The following is a 16,002-nucleotide window of genomic DNA, read 5'->3' as shown; positions in this document are numbered from 1 at the left end:
CTTTTGCTGAAAATGCTCTAGCTATCGGCGAACAGACCGTGTGCGACGGTGGAGCTGTAAAGCCCGATGGCGGTCTCCTGCGGCAAGGGTGCGATCCAGCCGCGCAGATCATAGGCGGAATTGAGCGCCCCCATCACGAACTGGCTGGCGATCAGCGGATCGATTGTGCGCACCGTGCCGTCAGAAATACCGTCAATCATCATGCCGGCAAAGCGCCGCGCCAGACGCGTTGAGCGTTCCAGCATATCATTGCGCCATTCGCTGGGCAGGACTTGCAGAGCGGTGGTGCGCAGCAGCGGGAAATCGCTGCATAATTGAACCTCGAGCAGGGTGGCAATCGATCCCGCCAGCTGATCAAGCTGGCTGCCGCCCGCCTCGATCGCGGCGCGCTGGACCAGCCAGATGCGCTCATGACTGCGCCGGAAGCACTCCAGCACCAGCTCATCCTTGGCCTCGAGATGATGGTAGAAACTGCCCTTGGTGACATTGAGTTCCGACGCAATCTGCTCGACGGAAGCACCGCGATAGCCCTTCTCATTGATCAGACAGGTGGCCGCGCGCGCGAAATTCTCGGGCATGCCTTCGGTTTCAAGCGTTTGGGCCCGGGGTGAGACCTGGAGCAGTCGCGGCGTCCAGTTGGCGCCGTCCGGGGCGATGCCGTGTTCGAGCGTCTCGATCATGCGGCGGGCGATGCGTGGATAATCACTGACCGAATACAGCGGCAGCCAGCCGGGTAGCCAGAACATGTTCTGCACCAGGATATGGGCCCGGATCGTGCGCAATATCTTATCGCGGTCACTGCGCGGCGGCTCGAAAAAGTCGCGAACCTTGCGCATGGCGCTGACATAGCGCGCCGTCAGCTCGCTACGAAACGGCTCACCGAGCGCGCGGATGTCGGAGAGCACGGTGATCGGACGCGCCTGTTTCAACTCGATGCGGGCGTGCAGCTCGAGATGGGCCTCGACATAGCGGGCGACCCGGGTTCGCGGCGTGGCTTGCGCACCGGCATCGCGGATCAGCCCCTCAAGCCGGTCGATCGTGCGGCCGAGCACGGCAGCGGCGAGCAATTCCTTGCGCTTGAAATAATAGGTGACGCTGGTGGTGTTCAATTCGACCAGTTCGGCGACATCAACAAAGGTCATGCCCTTGACGCCGTGCCGGTTGATCAGCCGCGTCGCGGCATCAAGGATGCGCTCGCGTTTTTGCTGAAACCGTTGTGTGGTGGCGTCTTCGCCGGGGTCTTGTCTGGAATCCATATTATCCGCTTAACAGAGTTTCGCGCGAGCGTCACCGAAGGTGGCAGGCGGCGTAGATCCAGCGCTCACGCCTTGCGATACGCCCGCCCTTGGGGTCCAATCGATGACGCAAGGTCCGGCGCGGCGATCATCGCCCCGATCAAACCGGAACCAGCTGGAGGGGCGAATGTCTGTGATCACCACACAACGCATCGGCGATGTCTTCGTCATCATCGCCGACAATCCGCCGGTCAATGCGCTGGGCCAGGCCGTGCGCGCCGGTCTGGCCGAGGCCATCGGGCAAGCGGCGGACGATGACGGTATCAGCGCGGTGGTGATTCGCTGCGATGGCCGCACCTTCTTCGCTGGCGCTGACATTACCGAATTCGGCAAGCCGCCGGTCGGCCCGTCCTTGCCCGAAGTGGTCGATCTCATCGAGCAATGCCCCAAGCCGGTCATCGCCGCCATTCACGGCACGGCGCTCGGCGGCGGTCTGGAAGTCGCGCTGGGCTGCCATTACCGCATAGCCATTGCCTCGGCCAAGCTCGGCCTGCCGGAAGTGAAGCTGGGACTATTGCCCGGTGCAGGTGGAACCCAGCGTCTGCCGCGCGTCGTAGGTGTTGCCGATGCGCTCTCAATGATCGTGAGCGGTGATCCGGCGACGGCAAAGCGGGCGCTGGAGATCGGCCTGATCGACCGGCTGGCTGATTCAGAGAGCTTGGCCGATGCGGCGATCAGTTTCGCGCAGGAGATGATCGGTCGCGCCGATCATCCCGTCTCCAGCCAGCGCAATGACCGTATCGCCGAAGCGGCCAATGATCCGCAAGTGTTCGACAAATTCATTGCCGAAAATTCGCGCCGTCTGAAGGGTTTTGACGCGCCAAGAGCCTGTATCGAGGCTGTCAGGGCAGCGGTTGAATTGCCATTCGAGCAGGGCATCAAGCGCGAACGCGAGCTGTTCACGACACTCGTCACCGGCACCCAGTCGAAAGCGATGCGGCACCTCTTCTTTGCCGAACGTCTCGCCGCGAAGATCGACGGCATCCCCGCCGACACACCGCTGATCGACATCGCCAGGGTCGGCATTCTCGGCGCTGGCACGATGGGCGGTGGGATTGCGATGAATTTCCTCTCCGCCGGATTGCCGGTGATCATGGTCGAGCGCGAACAGGCCGCGCTTGATCGCGGTGTCGCGACGATCCGCAAGAATTATGAGCGTTCCGCCGCACGCGGCCGGCTGACCGGCGAACAGGTCGAGCGGGCTATGGCGCTGCTGACCCCGACGCTGGAGTATGACGATCTCGCCGAGTGCGATCTGGTGATTGAGGCCGTGTTCGAGCTGATGCAGATCAAGAAAGACGTGTTCCGCCGCCTCGACGCCATCGTCAAACCGGGCGCGATCCTGGCGTCGAATACCAGCTATCTCAATATCGACGAGATGGCCGCCGAGACGAAGCGGCCCGAGGCCGTGGTCGGGCTGCACTTCTTCTCGCCAGCCAATATCATGCGCCTGCTCGAAGTGGTGCGCGGCGCAAAAACCTCGCCATCCGTGCTCAGGACGGTGATGGCGCTGGCGAAGCGGATCGGCAAGATCGCCGTCGTTTCCGGGGTCTGTCCCGGCTTTATCGGCAACCGCATGCTCAGCCCGCGTCAGCGCGAGGCGCAAAAACTTCTGCTCGAAGGCGCAAGCCCGTGGGAGGTCGACGCGGCCCTGACCGAATTTGGTTTTCCGATGGGCCCGTTCCAGATGGCCGATCTGGCCGGTCTGGATCTGGGTTGGACGGCCGAAGGCTCGACCAGCTCCACGATCCGGGAAGTGTTGTGTGAGCAGGGCCGGCGCGGTCAGAAGACGTCCAAGGGGTTTTACGACTACGACGCGAACCGCCGCGGCTCGCCCTCGCCGGAAACCGAAGCGATCATCGCCGATTTCGCCGCCAGGAGCGACCTGCCGCAGCGCAAATTCTCAGGCGAGGAGATCCGTGAGCGTCTGCTGTATCCGATGGTCAATGAGGGTGCGAAAATTCTCGAAGAAGGCATGGCCCAGCGCGCCTCCGATATCGATATCGTCTGGCTCAATGGCTATGGCTGGCCGGGCTTCACCGGCGGTCCGATGTTCTGGGCCGATACCATCGGACTGCAGACCGTGCTCGACGGGCTGAAGCGCCATGCGGATGCGCTGGGGTCGGATTTTACGGTCTCTGCCCTGCTGAAGGCCAAGGCCGTAGCGGGCGAAAGCTTCAACCCATAGAAAAAGGGCCGGCGGGGAATGCCCCGCCGGCCCTCGATCTCATTTGTGAGACGCGTGCTATTTCGGCGTGATGACACCGGTGCGCATGGCCTCTTTCATGGTGTCGAAATCTTCCGTCAGCGCGCTGGTTGGTGTGCGCGTCATGAAGCCGACCACCAGGGTCGCGATCAGGCTGAGCGCGAAGCCCGGCACCATTTCATACATCACGGCGGATGGATGCATGCCGTTGATCTCGAACGGGGCATAGATCCAGATCAGCACCGTTGCGGCACCGGTGATCATGCCGGCCAGCGCGGCCGAACGGGTCATGCCGCGCCAGAACAGGCTGAGAAGGATCAGCGGACCGAAGGCCGCGCCAAATCCGGCCCAGGCGTTGGAGACCAGGCTGAGGATGGTACTTGAGCGGTCAAAGGCCAGCGCAATCGCAATCAGCGACACAGCGAGCACCGAAAGCCGCCCGACCAGAACAAGTTCCTTCTGGCTGGCGCCGCGGCGCACGAAATGCTTGTAGAAGTCCTCGGTCAGCGAGCTGGAGGAAACCAGCAACTGGGAAGAGATCGTGCTCATGATCGCCGCCAGGATGGCAGCAAGCAGGAAGCCGCCGACCAGCGGATGGAACAGGACCTGCGACAGCAGGATGAAGATGGTTTCCGGGTCGGTCAGCTCCGCGCCAGTCAAGGTGACGTAGGCGAGGCCGAGAATACCCGTCGCGACGGCGCCAATCAGGGTGACCAGCATCCAGCTCATGCCGATATAGCGCGCTGTGCGGACTTCCTTGAGGGTGGCGATGGCCATAAAGCGGACGATGATGTGTGGCTGGCCGAAATAGCCCAGCCCCCAGGCCATGCTCGAAATCACGCTCACGACCGTCACTCCGGCGGTCATCTGCAACAGGGTCGGGTCGATCGTGTTGAGCTCGGTCAGGATCGGCTCCATACCGCCGAGCACCATGTAGGTGACGATGGGCACAGTGACCAAGGCGACGAACATGATGCAGCCCTGGACGAAATCAGTCAGCGAGACGGCAAGGAAGCCGCCGAACAGGGTGTAGGCAACAACGACGCCAGCCGTGAGGAAGAGGCCGATCTCATAGCTCAGCCCGAAGGAGGCTTCGAACAGCTTGCCGCCAGCAACGACGCCGGCCGAGGTGTAAAGGGTGAAGAAGACCACGATCACCACCGAAGAGATGACGCGCAGCAGGCGCGACTTGTCCTTGAAGCGCTTCTCGAAATAATCCGGGATCGTGATCGCGTCGTCGGCGATCTCGGTATAGGCACGCAGGCGCGGCGCCACGAGTTTATAGTTGAGATAGGCCCCGATCAGCAGCCCAACCGCGATCCAGGCGCTGCTCATGCCCGAGACATAAATTGCGCCAGGCAGGCCCATCAGCATCCAGCCGCTCATATCCGACGCGCCAGCCGACAGGGCGGCCACCGCCGGGTGCAATTGTCGGCCACCCAACATGTATTCCGCGACATTGCCGGTCGATTTTTTGTAGGCGTAATAGCCAATCGCCATCATCAGGACGAAATACAGGGCGAGGGAAATCAGGGCTTCAACTTGCATGTCACGCTCACGATCATGGATTGGATGTTGTCTGGGCGGCGAAAGGGATCGTTACGGCCGGGTCTGGCCGTCGCCGAGGACGAGATATTTGTAGATGGTCAATTGCTCGAGCCCGACCGGGCCGCGCGCATGCATCTTGCCGGTGGCAATGCCAATTTCCGCCCCCATGCCGAACTCGCCCCCGTCGGAAAACTGGGTCGAAGCATTATGCATCACGACCGCTGAGTCGATAGTGCGCAGGAAGGCGGCTGCAGCCTCGCCATCTTCGGTGATGATCGCATCGGTGTGATGTGAGGAGTGGGCCTCGACGAATATCATCGCTTCCGCAGCATCATCGACCAGTTTCACCGACAGGATGGCGTCGAGATATTCGGTATCCCAGTCTTCGGCCGAGGCGGGCAGGATGCGGCCATCGATGGCGATGGATTCCGCCTCGCCGCGCACTTCACAGGCGCCCAAGGCGTCGAGCAGGGCGGGCAGGAAGGCCGGAGCAATGGCGCGGTCGACGACCAGGCTCTCCGTGGCACCACAAACGCCGGTGCGGCGCAGCTTGGCATTGACGACAATGGCGACCGCCTTGGTCAGATCGGCGGCGGAATGGATATAGGTGTGCACATTGCCGTCGAGATGCAGCAGGGTTGGCACGCGCGCTTCGCGCTGGACCAGCGAGACCAGGCCCTTGCCGCCGCGCGGGATCACCAGATCGACATAATCGGCGCAATGCAGCAGGAATTTCACCGCTTCGCGATCAGTCGTGTCGACCAATTGCACCGCATCTTCCGGCAAGCCGGCGGCCTTCAGGCCGGTCGCCAGGCAGGCGACGATCTGACGGGTTGAATTGAGGCTTTCCGAGCCGCCGCGCAGAATGATCGCATTGCCCGACTTCAGGCAAAGCGCGCCAGCATCGGCGCCGACATTCGGGCGTGATTCATAGACCATGGCGATGACGCCAATCGGCACCGAAACGCGCTCGACCACCAGCCCGTTGGGGCGTTCGAAGCGGGCCAGCTTGCGCCCGACCGGGTCGGGCAGGTCAGCGATTTGTTCCAGTGCCGAGGCCATCGCCTCGATCCGGCCGGCATCAAGCACGAGGCGGTCGATGAAGGCGGCGTTCTTGCCTTTTCCGGCGACGCTTTCGACATCCTTGGCGTTGGCGGCCAGCAGGGCTGGTGTGGTCGCGCGCAGCGCCTTTGCGGTGGCGCGCAGGGCGGTGTTTTTCTGTTCGGTGGTAGCGCCAGCGAGGGCGTTGGCAGCGTGTTTGGCCTTGCGGCCCAGCTCATTGACATAGTCTTGCACGGTCTCGGACATTATTTTCCTTGTGGTCGATCTGGAGGTCATGGGTGCGCGGGCTGCGGTCGTTATCGCAGTTCGATGGCCCGCGCGTAAGCGGCTTTTATTGTGTTCTCGAGCAGGGCATCGAGTTGGCCGTCCCGCATCAGGGCCCCAAGCCCCGCCTGGGTCGTGCCATTCTTGCTGGTCACATCATTGCGCAGGGTTTCGAGCGGCTGGTCGGATTGGCGCGCCATCTCGATCGCGCCGGCCAGGGTGTCGAGCACCAAGGTCCGCGCGGTTGCAGTGTCGAAGCCGAGCGCCTCGGCGGCGGCGGCATAGCTGCGGGCGATTTCGAAGACATAGCCCGAGCCGCTGCCAGCGACGGCGGTGATACGGTCGATCTTGTCCTCATCCTCAACCCAGATGGCCGAGCCGGTGGCCTCGGCCAACGCGGTGGCGGCGTCGCGATGGACCGCTTCGCACAGGGCATTGGCGAACAGGCCGTTGACGCCTTGGCCGATCATGGCCGGCAGGTTGGGCATCAATCGTATGACCGGGTGGTCACCCACCAGGGTCGTCAGGCGGGCGCTGGAATAGCCGGCCGCAATCGAAACCAGGCAGCCACCCGGCGCCAGATGCGCCATATAGGGCGGCAGGGCGTCGTCGATCATTTGCGGTTTGACGGCAATGATCAGCATGTCGAAGACTTGGTCACCCAGCTCGGCCGCCGAGCGGACATGGCGCACGCCATCCGGCACTGAGCCGCCATTCGGTGCGGCGACGGTGAATTGCACGATATTCGTGCCGAGCCAGCGGCGCAGCATTGCACCGCCCATTTTTCCGCACCCAACCAACAAGATTTGCATCAATAATCCTCTATCATGACCCAGTTGAAAGCCATCACAGAAGCTGGTGGAGCACTGGCCTGCGGTCAAATTTGTTCGTGTAGTATCGTATAAGCAAAAATAACGCAAATTTGGGTCTGTGAGTAATATGAGATAAAATATGTAGACCAAGATAGACGCGAAAATCTGCGAAATCAGGCGAAAATACGGCTGAATGTATTTGTGATTACAGGGTTCGGCTGTTGAAAAACGGCATGCGTTCAGTTATACACTCAGCTATTCCCAATTTATCCCCTGAAATCGGACGGAGACCTGTTTTGAGTGCGCGCAAGAGAATTGTTGTAAAAATCGGCTCGAGCCTTTTGGCCAACAGCAAGCGACTAACCCTGAGATACGCCTTTATGCACGGGCTTTTAAGCGATATCGCAGATCTGCGCGAGCAGGGCTATGACGTGGTCCTGACATCCTCCGGCGCTGTTGCGTTGGGACTCAATGCCGTCAACAAATCGCCTGAAGATGCCGATGTGCTCGACAAGCAGGCCGCTGCCGCCTGTGGTCAGCCGCTTCTGCTCAACGCCTATGGCCAGGTTGCCGCCGAACACGGCTTCATCATCGGCCAAGTATTGGTGACGCTCGGCGATATCGAAGAGCGCCGCAGCTTCCTCAATATCCGCAATACAATCCAGCGCCTGTTCGAACACGGCGTGATGCCGGTCGTGAACGAGAATGACACGGTGACGACCCAGGAAATTCGCGTTGGCGATAATGACCGCCTCGCGGCCAAGGTCGCGCACATGATCCAGGCCGATCATCTGATCATCCTGACCAGTGTCGACGGCCTGTATGATCGTGACCCGTCGCAGGAAGGCGCCCAATTCATCGAGTCGATTGACGATGTCAGCGACTATCTGGCCGTCACCGACAGCACCAGCGCGCTGGGAAGCGGCGGCATGCTGACCAAGATGCATGCCGCCAACATGGCCCAGGATGCCGGTTGCACCACCTTGATTGCGCGCGGGATTATCGAACGCCCGATCTCAACCATTCTGGCGAATGAACGTCGTCACACGCGCTGCATCGCCAAGGGCACACCGACCTCGTCCTGGCAGATCTGGCTGGCTAACCGTCTGCAGATGGCCGGTAGCCTGGTCCTGAAACAGGAGCGGATCGACGCCATGCAGGCGGGCGATCTCGGCGTTGAGCGCGAAGACATCGTCTCGACCCATGGCGATTTCCAGAAGGGCGATGTGCTGCACATCTATAACGAGGCCGGCGATGAATGCGCCCGCGGGCTGACGAATTTCTCGTCCAACGAGACCCTGCTTCTGGCCCGGCATCTGGATCAGCCGATCTCCGAATTGCTCGGTTATGACGGCGGTTCGCGCGTCATCAGCCAGGAAAATGTCGTGATGCTGCAGAACCACCACTTGCAGTGGGATGTGCCGACCGACCAAGTCACCCTGGTCGCCTCCTGATCAGCGGCTAGTCCCAGAGACGCTTGCGGATTTCGGTGCCATGCTCGTCGAGTCCCGGCGAGCGCTTGCCTGAACCGATTTGCGTTCCGGACATCCGGATCGGATTGCGTATGCCCGGTATCCCGTCCGCCGCTTCGGCGAGACCACGGTGCCGGGCCTGCACGTCCTGGAAGGCCTGTTCAACCGTATTGATCGGTCCGGCCGGAATGCCGTCCTTTTCAAGCGCTGCGAGCAGATCCTCGCGTGTGAAGCGGGCCATGGCGGCGGCGATCAGCGCCACCAGCTCAGCCCGGTTGGCAGCCCGCTCGGCATTGGTGCGATTGCGCGCCAGCACGTCCGGCGCGAAGTCCAGCAGAGCGCAGAGCCGCTCGAACTGGCCGTCATTGCCACAGGCGAGGATAATATGGCCGTCGCTGGCGGCGAATTCCTGGTAGGGCACGATATTGGGATGGCTATTCCCGAGCCGGTGCGGCGCAATGCCGGTGGTGAGATAGTTCATCGCCTGATTGCCCAACACCCCGATCATGGTGTCGAACAGGGCCATGTCGACATGCTGGCCGAGCCCTGTCTTTTCGCGCTGGGCCAATGCCGCCTGGACACCGATCACGCCATAGACGCCGGTGAAAATATCGGCGAAGGCGACGCCCATCCGTTGCGGTGGCCGGTCGGGCTCGCCGGTCAGGTCCATGATCCCGCTCATCGCCTGGATCATCAGGTCATAGCCGGCGCGGTGCGCATAGGGCCCGGTCTGGCCGAAGCCGGTGACCGAGCAATAGACCAGGCGCGGATTGCGCGTGATCAGGCTGTCATAGTCGAGCCCGTATTTGGCCAGCCCGTCGACCTTGAAATTCTCCACCAGCACATCAGCGCCATCGACCAGTTTGAGCACCAGATCGCGGTCTTCGGTCTTGGTGAAGTCCAGCGCGATTGAGCGTTTGCCGCGATTGCAGGAATGATAATAGGCTGCCGCGCGTCCACTCTCATGCTCGATCCAGGGTGGTCCCCAATGGCGGGTGTCGTCACCGTGCGGCGATTCGACCTTGATCACATCGGCGCCGAGATCGGCCAGCGTCTGCCCGATCCATGGCCCGGCGAGCACCCGCGCCAGCTCCAACACTTTCACTCCGGCGAGCGGCTTGGTGTCTGGGGCCTGGGTCATGGAGATTCCTCAGAAAGATAGCTGGCGACGGCTTGCTCATACGCTGTCCCGGCAGTGCCGCAAAGCCGCACGCCTTGCCGTGCGGCGATTAGCCCGGCCTGCGGTCGAAACTGGCGCTTTTGACCAGGGCATAGACGGCTTGCCCCGGCACCAGCTCCAGCGCCTCCACTGAGGCCCGGGTCAGGCGCGCTTTTATCTGGCTGGCCCCAATCGAGACGACCAGGTCGCAATAGGGAGAACCCTCAGCCGGGGTCAGGCTCACAATCCGCCCGTCAAGCACATTGCGGATGCTGATCGCTTGCGGCCGAAGGGTGGCGATGGCGACGTCGCGGGCCCGGATCCTCAGCCTGACAGTATCGCCGGGCTGTAGCGCGACCGGCATCGGCAATTCCAGGACCTGTCCGCCGATATCGACCCGGCTGAGCTGCAGCCGCTCATCCGTACCGATCAGCGTGCCGGCCAGCACCGAGCCGGCCTCGAACTCGCGCTCCAGCGGTTCGATTTCGAGCTGGTCAAACACGGCCTCGGCCGGGCCCATCGCGACGCACTGGCCTTGTGCCAGCGCCAGCACACGGTCGGCCAAGCGCACAACCTCTTCAACGGAATGGCTGACGTAGAGCGCCGGAATCTCCAATTGCCGCAAAGTGGTATCGAGATAGGGCAAAAGCTCGGCCCGGCGGGCATGGTCGAGCCCGGCCATTGGCTCGTCGAGCAGGAGCAGGCGTGGCTGGGTCAAGAGCGCCCGCCCCAGCGCCACGCGCTGCGCCTCACCGCCCGAGAGCGAGGCTGGACGGCGCGGCAATAACGGTACCAGATCGAGCGCCTCGATGATCGTTTCGGCATCGAAACGGCCGACACCGCGCACGGCGCGGCGCTGGGCAAAGTCGAGATTGCCGGCAACGCTGAGATGGGTGAACAGGCGCGCGTCCTGAAACACCAGTCCGACCGGACGCTGATGCGCCGGTGTGAAGGTTCGCCGGGCGCTATCGCTCCAGACCTCGCCGCCCATCGCGATGCGGCCCTGATCGGGCCGGTCCAATCCGGCGATCAGGCGCAACAGGCTGGTCTTGCCGCTGCCACTGGGGCCGAAGATCGCCGTGATGCCGGCCAGCGGAATCTCTGCCTCAATATCGAGATCGAAAGCGCCGCGCGTTGCGCGCAGTTGCAGGGAGAGCCGATCATCCGACATGGAGGCGGAACCGTCGGTTGAGGCTGTAGACGAGCAGCAGGGTGATAAAGGAAAACGCGATCAGAATACCCGACAGGACATGGGCTTCGCCATATTGCAGGCTCTCGACCTGTTCGAAGATCGCAATCGAGATCACGCGGGTGCGGCCGGGAATACTGCCGCCAACCATCAGTACGACGCCGAACTCACCGATTGTATGGGCAAAGCTCAGAATCGAGGCGGTTAGAAAGCCCCGGATCGAAAGCGGCGCCGCCACGCGGAAGAAGGCGTCCAGCGGCGAAGCGCCCAAGCTGGCCGCCGCTTCGAGCGGGGCGCGCCCAACGCCCTCGAATGCGCTCTGGAGGGGCTGCACCATGAAGGGCAGGGAATAGATTACCGAGGCCACGACCAGGCCTGTGAAGGAGAAGGTCAGCGTTTCGCCGGTCAGCGACAGCCAGAAACTGCCGATAGGCGAGGTCGGATTGAGCAGGAGAAGGAGGTAAAAGCCGATCACGGTCGGCGGCAGGATCAGCGGCAGGGCGGTCAGCGCCTCGATCGCCGGCTTCAGGCCTGAGCGGGTTCGCGCCAGCCACCAGGCCAGCGGTGTGCCCAGCGCCAGCAGGATCAGCGTCGTCACCGAAGCCAGTCCCAGGCTGAGCCAAAGCGGACCGAGATCGGGCATCACTCGCCCACACCATAGCCATGGGCGCGAATGATTGCGCGCGCTTCCGGGCCGGCGAGAAAGTCGAGCCAGGCGAGCGCCGCTGCATTGCTTTGCCCGTGCACCGTCAGCACGGCATCTTGGTGGATCGGGGTGTAGAGTTCCTGCGGTATCTCCCAGTAATTCGCGTCCCCGCTCATATCCGTGCCGGCAAATTGTGACACCGGCACGAAGCCAAGATCGGCATTGCCGGTGATCAGCATCGCCTGCACGGCTGCAATGCTTTCGCCGGTGATAAGGCGGCCTTCAACCGATGACCATAGCTCCAGCGTTTGCAGGGTTTCGCGCGCGGCGGCGCCATAGGGCGCCAGCTCAGGATTGGCGATGGCGAGCGTGCGGTATTGGCCCTCGCGCAGCCTGTCTGCGACCGGTCCATCCGCGAGCGCGCCTGTGGCCGACCACAGAGCGAGACGCCCGGTCGCATAGGTGAATTGCGTGCCCGGCACGGTTCGGCCCTGCGCCGCAAGCCGGTTCGGTGTCTCTTGGTCAGCGGCGAGCAGGACATCGAAGGGCGCGCCGTGCAGGATTTGCGCGTAGAGCCGTCCGGTCGATCCCGAAGTGATCAGGAGGGTGTGTCCGCTGGACTGTTCGAACCGGGTTTGCAGGTCGCGCGCCGTCGCAGTGAAGTTCGACGCCACGGCGATCAGGGCTTGCTCGGCAACTGCAGGAGCCGGTTGGAACAGGCCGGCGAACGTCAGCAGCGTTGCCGCAAGCAAGCCTCGCATTTTTACTGTCCAAGACAATGACAATCGCTCCCGGTGGCCGATGCGCTCCCGCCCGGCATTTGACGGCGGATCGGGCGCGCGGTCCAGAGGCACGGCTCAGGAAGTGGCGGTTACCGGTCTGCGATAGACAAATTGACCGGCATCGCACCGCCCCGACCGGAAGCCCGCCTCGCAATAGGCGAGGTAATACCGCCAGATCCGGGCAAAACGTTCATCAAAGCCGAGTTCGCCGATCTGTGGCCAAGCGTCGTTGAAGCGACTATGCCAGCGATGCAGGGTTTCGGCATAGTCGCCGCCAAACATCGTCGCACCAACCACTTCCAACCCTGAGCGTTCGGCTTGGTCGGTCAGCGCCGAAGGCGGCGGCAGCATGCCGCCCGGGAAGACGTATTTCTGGATGAAATCCACCGTGCCGCGATAGCTCTCGAAATCTTCCTCGCGCAGGGTGATGATCTGCAGCGCGGCATGCCCGCCCGGTTTGAGGCAATCAACCAGCTGGTCAAAATATATCGGCCAGTGAGCTTGGCCGACGGCCTCGAACATCTCGATCGAGACGATGGCATCGAAGCGCTGATCGATATCGCGGTAATCACGCAGTTGCAGCTCAACCTGCCCGGTCAACCCGGCCTCGGCGATCCGGTTTTGGGCATAGGTCAATTGTTCGCTCGACAAGGTCACGCCTGTGACGCGGCAGCCGAAATCGCGCGCTGCAACTTCGGCAAACCCACCCCAGCCGCAACCAATTTCAAGTACGTGATCGCCGGGTTTCAGCTGTGCCGCCACGCAAATCCGGCGGTATTTTTCCGCTTGGGCGGCTTCCAGGCTTTGCTCCGGCACTGTGAAACAGGCGGAAGAATAGGTCATGCTCTGGTCGAGCCAGAGCGCGTAGAAGGAATTGCCGAGATCGTAGTGGAAGGCGATGTTTCGGCGGCTGCCGGTGCGCGTATTGGCATTGAGCCAGTGCTGGATCTGACCGATTATCCGGCTTGGCCCGGCTTGCGCTTGGGCAATATCGATTTGGTCGAAGGCGCGAGCCAGTACATCGAGCAGGGCCCGCAGGTCTGGAGTCTCCCAGTCCCCATTCACATAGCCCTCGGCAAAGCCCAAGGCCCCACTTGCACCGAGCCGCAAGAGCGCATTCCAGCGGTAAATTCGCCATTCGGCTACCGCGCCTGCGGCCGGATCTCCACACGATACCCGGTAGCCCGAAGGCAATTCTACGACGAGATGGGCCGCGTCCAGGCCGGACAGCGCGTGTTGCAGATGCTTCGCGACGAAGCGATCAAGCACGCTGCCGGGTTTTGGCTCGCCTGTTTCACCGGCGCGATCCGAATAGATATCCATCATTGTCTCCAAGGTGTGGTGTCGATGGAGCCGTGCCGGGGAGTATACATCTTCAAGCCCTTGAGACGAAGACACAGGGCTTCCAGCAGGATGGCACCGACGATTTTGAGTGTGTTGAAGGCCATTGAGAGCGGCGTGCGCAGCAGACTGCCGGTCTTGAGCGGCCGAATCGCGCATTTCTGGACGGCGCTCAGTATGCAGGCACCGTCGCGGTAAAGCTGGATGCCCAAGCGCAGGCTTGTCAGGTCGCGGTCGAGCTTGAAACGGTATTCGCCGCCACCAGGATTGAAAGGGGAAACGAAGAAACGCTTGCCGCAGGAAAATCGCAGGCTTTCAGGCGTGGTCGCGGGCGGGAGCACGAAGGTGTAGGCGCAGCGCCCGTCATGGAAATTGCTGACCTGAAATATGACGGCGCGCAGCACGCCCGCCTGGTCGTGGCAAAACAGGATAGTCACCGGATTGAACACCAGGCCGAGCACACGCGGTGCGGCCAAAATCTGCACGCGGCAAAGCTCGAAATCAGCCGCCTCCGCCGCTAGCTGATCCTCGACCCAGGGCCTGAGTTCGCGCTCGCCGCGACCGTGATCGCTGGGATAGAAGCTGACAAGATTGAAGCGGTTGACCGAGAAAAGCGGAGCGCGAATCTGCGTCAGTTCCGGGCCGTCGATATCGAGCAGGATCGAATGCATGCGATATCGCAGCCTGTGGCGCTTTGGCCCAATCCGTGTGTGGCCGACATCCCCGTCGAGCAGAGAGGCTGACAGCGGCGTCATTCAGCAGCGATCATGCGCGGAGCATCTGCGCGGCTTCCTCTATGGTCTGGCCAGACGATGCGTTCGGTCATACCCTCCAGACCCCAAGGGCGAATTGGGGCGCCGAGCGCTTCGGCCACGGCGAGACCGGACTGCAGTCCGTCCTCGTGAAAGCCCGATCCCAGCCAGGCGCCGCAAAACCAGCTGCGATTTGCTCCCTGAATTCGATGGATTTGCCGCTGAGCGGCGATCGCGGCGGCATCGAACACCGGATGTGCGTAATGATCTGTGTGCAGGACGAGTTCTGGCGCGGGCTCGATCTCGGGGTTGAGCGTCACCAGGACCGGCTTCGCGGTTGGCAGAGGTTGCAGCCGGTTCATCCAGTAGGTCAGACTGATGCGTTCCTCGCCGGCGCTGTCGGGCGTATCGAGATAATTCCAGCTCGCCCAAGCCGATTTGCGCCGCGGCATCAGCCGCGTGTCCGTATGCAGGACGGCGATATTATCGCGATATTGGATGGCGCCGAGCAGGCTGGCTTCCTGCGGCGAAGGGTCGGCCAGCAATGACATGGCCTGATCGCTGTGACAGGCAAAAATCACTTCGTCGAAAACCGGTGCCAGGCCATTTTCGAGCTGCAGCGTCACCGCTTCCGCGGTGCGCGTGACTGACTGGACCGGCGTGGAAAGCCGCAAATCCCCGATAAAGAGATCGATCATCGCGTCGATATGGTGGCGGCTGCCGCCTGCGATTGTGCGCCAAGCGGGCTGATTCAAGACCTGCATCAGGCCGTGATTACGGAAAAACTCGAAAAAGGCGCTGGCCGGATAGCCACGCATCGCCGCCACCGGCGACGACCAGATCGCCGCACACATCGGTAGGATGTGATCGTCGCGGAAAGTGCGCGAATAGCCTTCATCGCGCAGAAAATGGTCGAGGCTGCGGTGCTCCGTGCCGGCATCGAGCGTCTTTGATCGCGCGTGCAGGCGTAGCAGGTCGCCGAGCATACGCCACATGCGCGGCCGCAACAGATTGCGTTTTTGGGCAAACAGGCCGCCCGGACGCGAGGAGTATTCGAATCCGTGCCCGTCAAGCGAGGCCGCGAAGGACATGTCGCTGGGGGCGGTCTCGACGCCGAGCAGGTCGAGCATGGCAGTGAAGTTGGGGTAATTGGCCGGATTGAACACGATGAAACCGGTGTCGACATGGGTCGTGATCCCGTCGACGTCCACCGTCACGGTGTGGGCGTGGCCACCCGGTCTCGGCGCCGCCTCAAACAGGGTGACATTATGGGTCAGCGCCAGACGCCAGGCCGCCGAAAGTCCGGCGATCCCCGATCCGATCACTGCGACCCGCATTTTCCGTTTCATTCCACCCATTGGCCGCGTCCGATAATTATGATCAACACAAGGGTCTACGCAGCTGGACTTTGTCTGGATCACTGCGTTTCCATGTGATCCGGGCGGCAATCGGCTACGTAGTGTGGGCATGCACG

13 protein-coding genes are annotated in these 16,002 nt (G+C 62.2%); 2 read left to right on the top strand and 11 right to left on the bottom strand.

Features of this window, described 5'->3' with window-relative positions:
- Window positions 1-17: 17 nt before the first annotated feature.
- Complete coding sequence (locus tag AAC029_RS03030) at window positions 18-1,256, bottom strand: TetR/AcrR family transcriptional regulator (RefSeq protein WP_339743810.1); 1,239 nt, start codon at window positions 1,254-1,256, stop codon at window positions 18-20.
- A 166-nt stretch (window positions 1,257-1,422) separates the two neighbouring features.
- Between AAC029_RS03030 and AAC029_RS03025 the strand changes: the two genes are divergently transcribed.
- On the top strand, window positions 1,423-3,483 hold the full coding sequence (locus tag AAC029_RS03025; protein ID WP_339743808.1) for a 3-hydroxyacyl-CoA dehydrogenase NAD-binding domain-containing protein: 2,061 nt from the start codon (window positions 1,423-1,425) through the stop codon (window positions 3,481-3,483).
- A 57-nt stretch (window positions 3,484-3,540) separates the two neighbouring features.
- Here AAC029_RS03025 and putP read toward each other — a convergent pair whose 3' ends face one another.
- Genes putP through AAC029_RS03010 form a run of 3 tightly spaced genes read right to left on the bottom strand, consistent with a single transcriptional unit; the run spans window position 3,541 to window position 7,187 of the window.
- A complete protein-coding gene (gene putP / locus AAC029_RS03020) occupies window positions 3,541-5,049 on the bottom strand; it encodes a sodium/proline symporter PutP (RefSeq protein ID WP_339743806.1) in 1,509 nt (502 codons plus the stop codon).
- 51 nt (window positions 5,050-5,100) lie between these two features.
- Window positions 5,101-6,357 carry a glutamate-5-semialdehyde dehydrogenase gene (locus AAC029_RS03015; protein WP_339743804.1) on the bottom strand — a complete coding sequence of 419 codons (1,257 nt, stop codon included), beginning with the start codon at window positions 6,355-6,357 and terminating at the stop codon, window positions 5,101-5,103.
- 50 nt (window positions 6,358-6,407) lie between these two features.
- Window positions 6,408-7,187, bottom strand: coding sequence for a pyrroline-5-carboxylate reductase (locus tag AAC029_RS03010; RefSeq protein WP_339743802.1), 780 nt, complete (start codon window positions 7,185-7,187; stop codon window positions 6,408-6,410).
- Window positions 7,188-7,483: 296 nt separating this feature from the next.
- Between AAC029_RS03010 and proB the strand changes: the two genes are divergently transcribed.
- Window positions 7,484-8,641: a glutamate 5-kinase gene (gene proB, locus AAC029_RS03005; RefSeq protein WP_339743800.1), complete on the top strand. Its 1,158-nt coding sequence runs from the start codon at window positions 7,484-7,486 to the stop codon at window positions 8,639-8,641.
- 7 nt (window positions 8,642-8,648) lie between these two features.
- On the opposite strand, the gene AAC029_RS03000 is transcribed toward proB, so the two are convergent.
- The 7 genes from AAC029_RS03000 to AAC029_RS02970 all read right to left on the bottom strand — a co-directional run bounded on the left by AAC029_RS03000 (window position 8,649) and on the right by AAC029_RS02970 (window position 15,877).
- Complete coding sequence (locus AAC029_RS03000) at window positions 8,649-9,800, bottom strand: CaiB/BaiF CoA-transferase family protein (RefSeq protein WP_339743798.1); 1,152 nt, start codon at window positions 9,798-9,800, stop codon at window positions 8,649-8,651.
- A gap of 88 nt (window positions 9,801-9,888) precedes the next feature.
- Entirely contained in the window at window positions 9,889-10,989 is a 1,101-nt protein-coding gene (gene modC / locus AAC029_RS02995; protein WP_339743796.1) for a molybdenum ABC transporter ATP-binding protein, read from the bottom strand.
- Window positions 10,979-11,650 carry a molybdate ABC transporter permease subunit gene (modB, locus tag AAC029_RS02990; protein WP_339743794.1) on the bottom strand — a complete coding sequence of 224 codons (672 nt, stop codon included), beginning with the start codon at window positions 11,648-11,650 and terminating at the stop codon, window positions 10,979-10,981. Before modB ends, modC begins: the two co-directional genes overlap by 11 nt.
- Window positions 11,650-12,414, bottom strand: a complete 765-nt coding sequence (modA, locus tag AAC029_RS02985; RefSeq protein WP_339743792.1) for a molybdate ABC transporter substrate-binding protein — start codon at window positions 12,412-12,414, stop codon at window positions 11,650-11,652. Before modA ends, modB begins: the two co-directional genes overlap by 1 nt.
- A gap of 96 nt (window positions 12,415-12,510) precedes the next feature.
- The gene (locus AAC029_RS02980; RefSeq protein ID WP_339743790.1) at window positions 12,511-13,758 is read right to left on the bottom strand and encodes a cyclopropane-fatty-acyl-phospholipid synthase family protein; all 1,248 of its coding nucleotides are present in this window, start codon (window positions 13,756-13,758) and stop codon (window positions 12,511-12,513) included.
- Window positions 13,758-14,531, bottom strand: a complete 774-nt coding sequence (locus tag AAC029_RS02975; RefSeq protein WP_339743788.1) for a DUF1365 domain-containing protein — start codon at window positions 14,529-14,531, stop codon at window positions 13,758-13,760. Before AAC029_RS02975 ends, AAC029_RS02980 begins: the two co-directional genes overlap by 1 nt.
- Entirely contained in the window at window positions 14,528-15,877 is a 1,350-nt protein-coding gene (locus AAC029_RS02970) for an FAD-dependent oxidoreductase (protein WP_339743786.1), read from the bottom strand. Before AAC029_RS02970 ends, AAC029_RS02975 begins: the two co-directional genes overlap by 4 nt.
- Window positions 15,878-16,002: the final 125 nt, after the last annotated feature.

It is taken from the genome of uncultured Maricaulis sp., assembly GCF_963975345.1.
Classification (GTDB): domain Bacteria; phylum Pseudomonadota; class Alphaproteobacteria; order Caulobacterales; family Maricaulaceae; genus Maricaulis.
The sequence above is the reverse complement of the archived record's forward strand: the minus strand, read 5'-3'. Positions and strand labels throughout refer to the sequence as shown.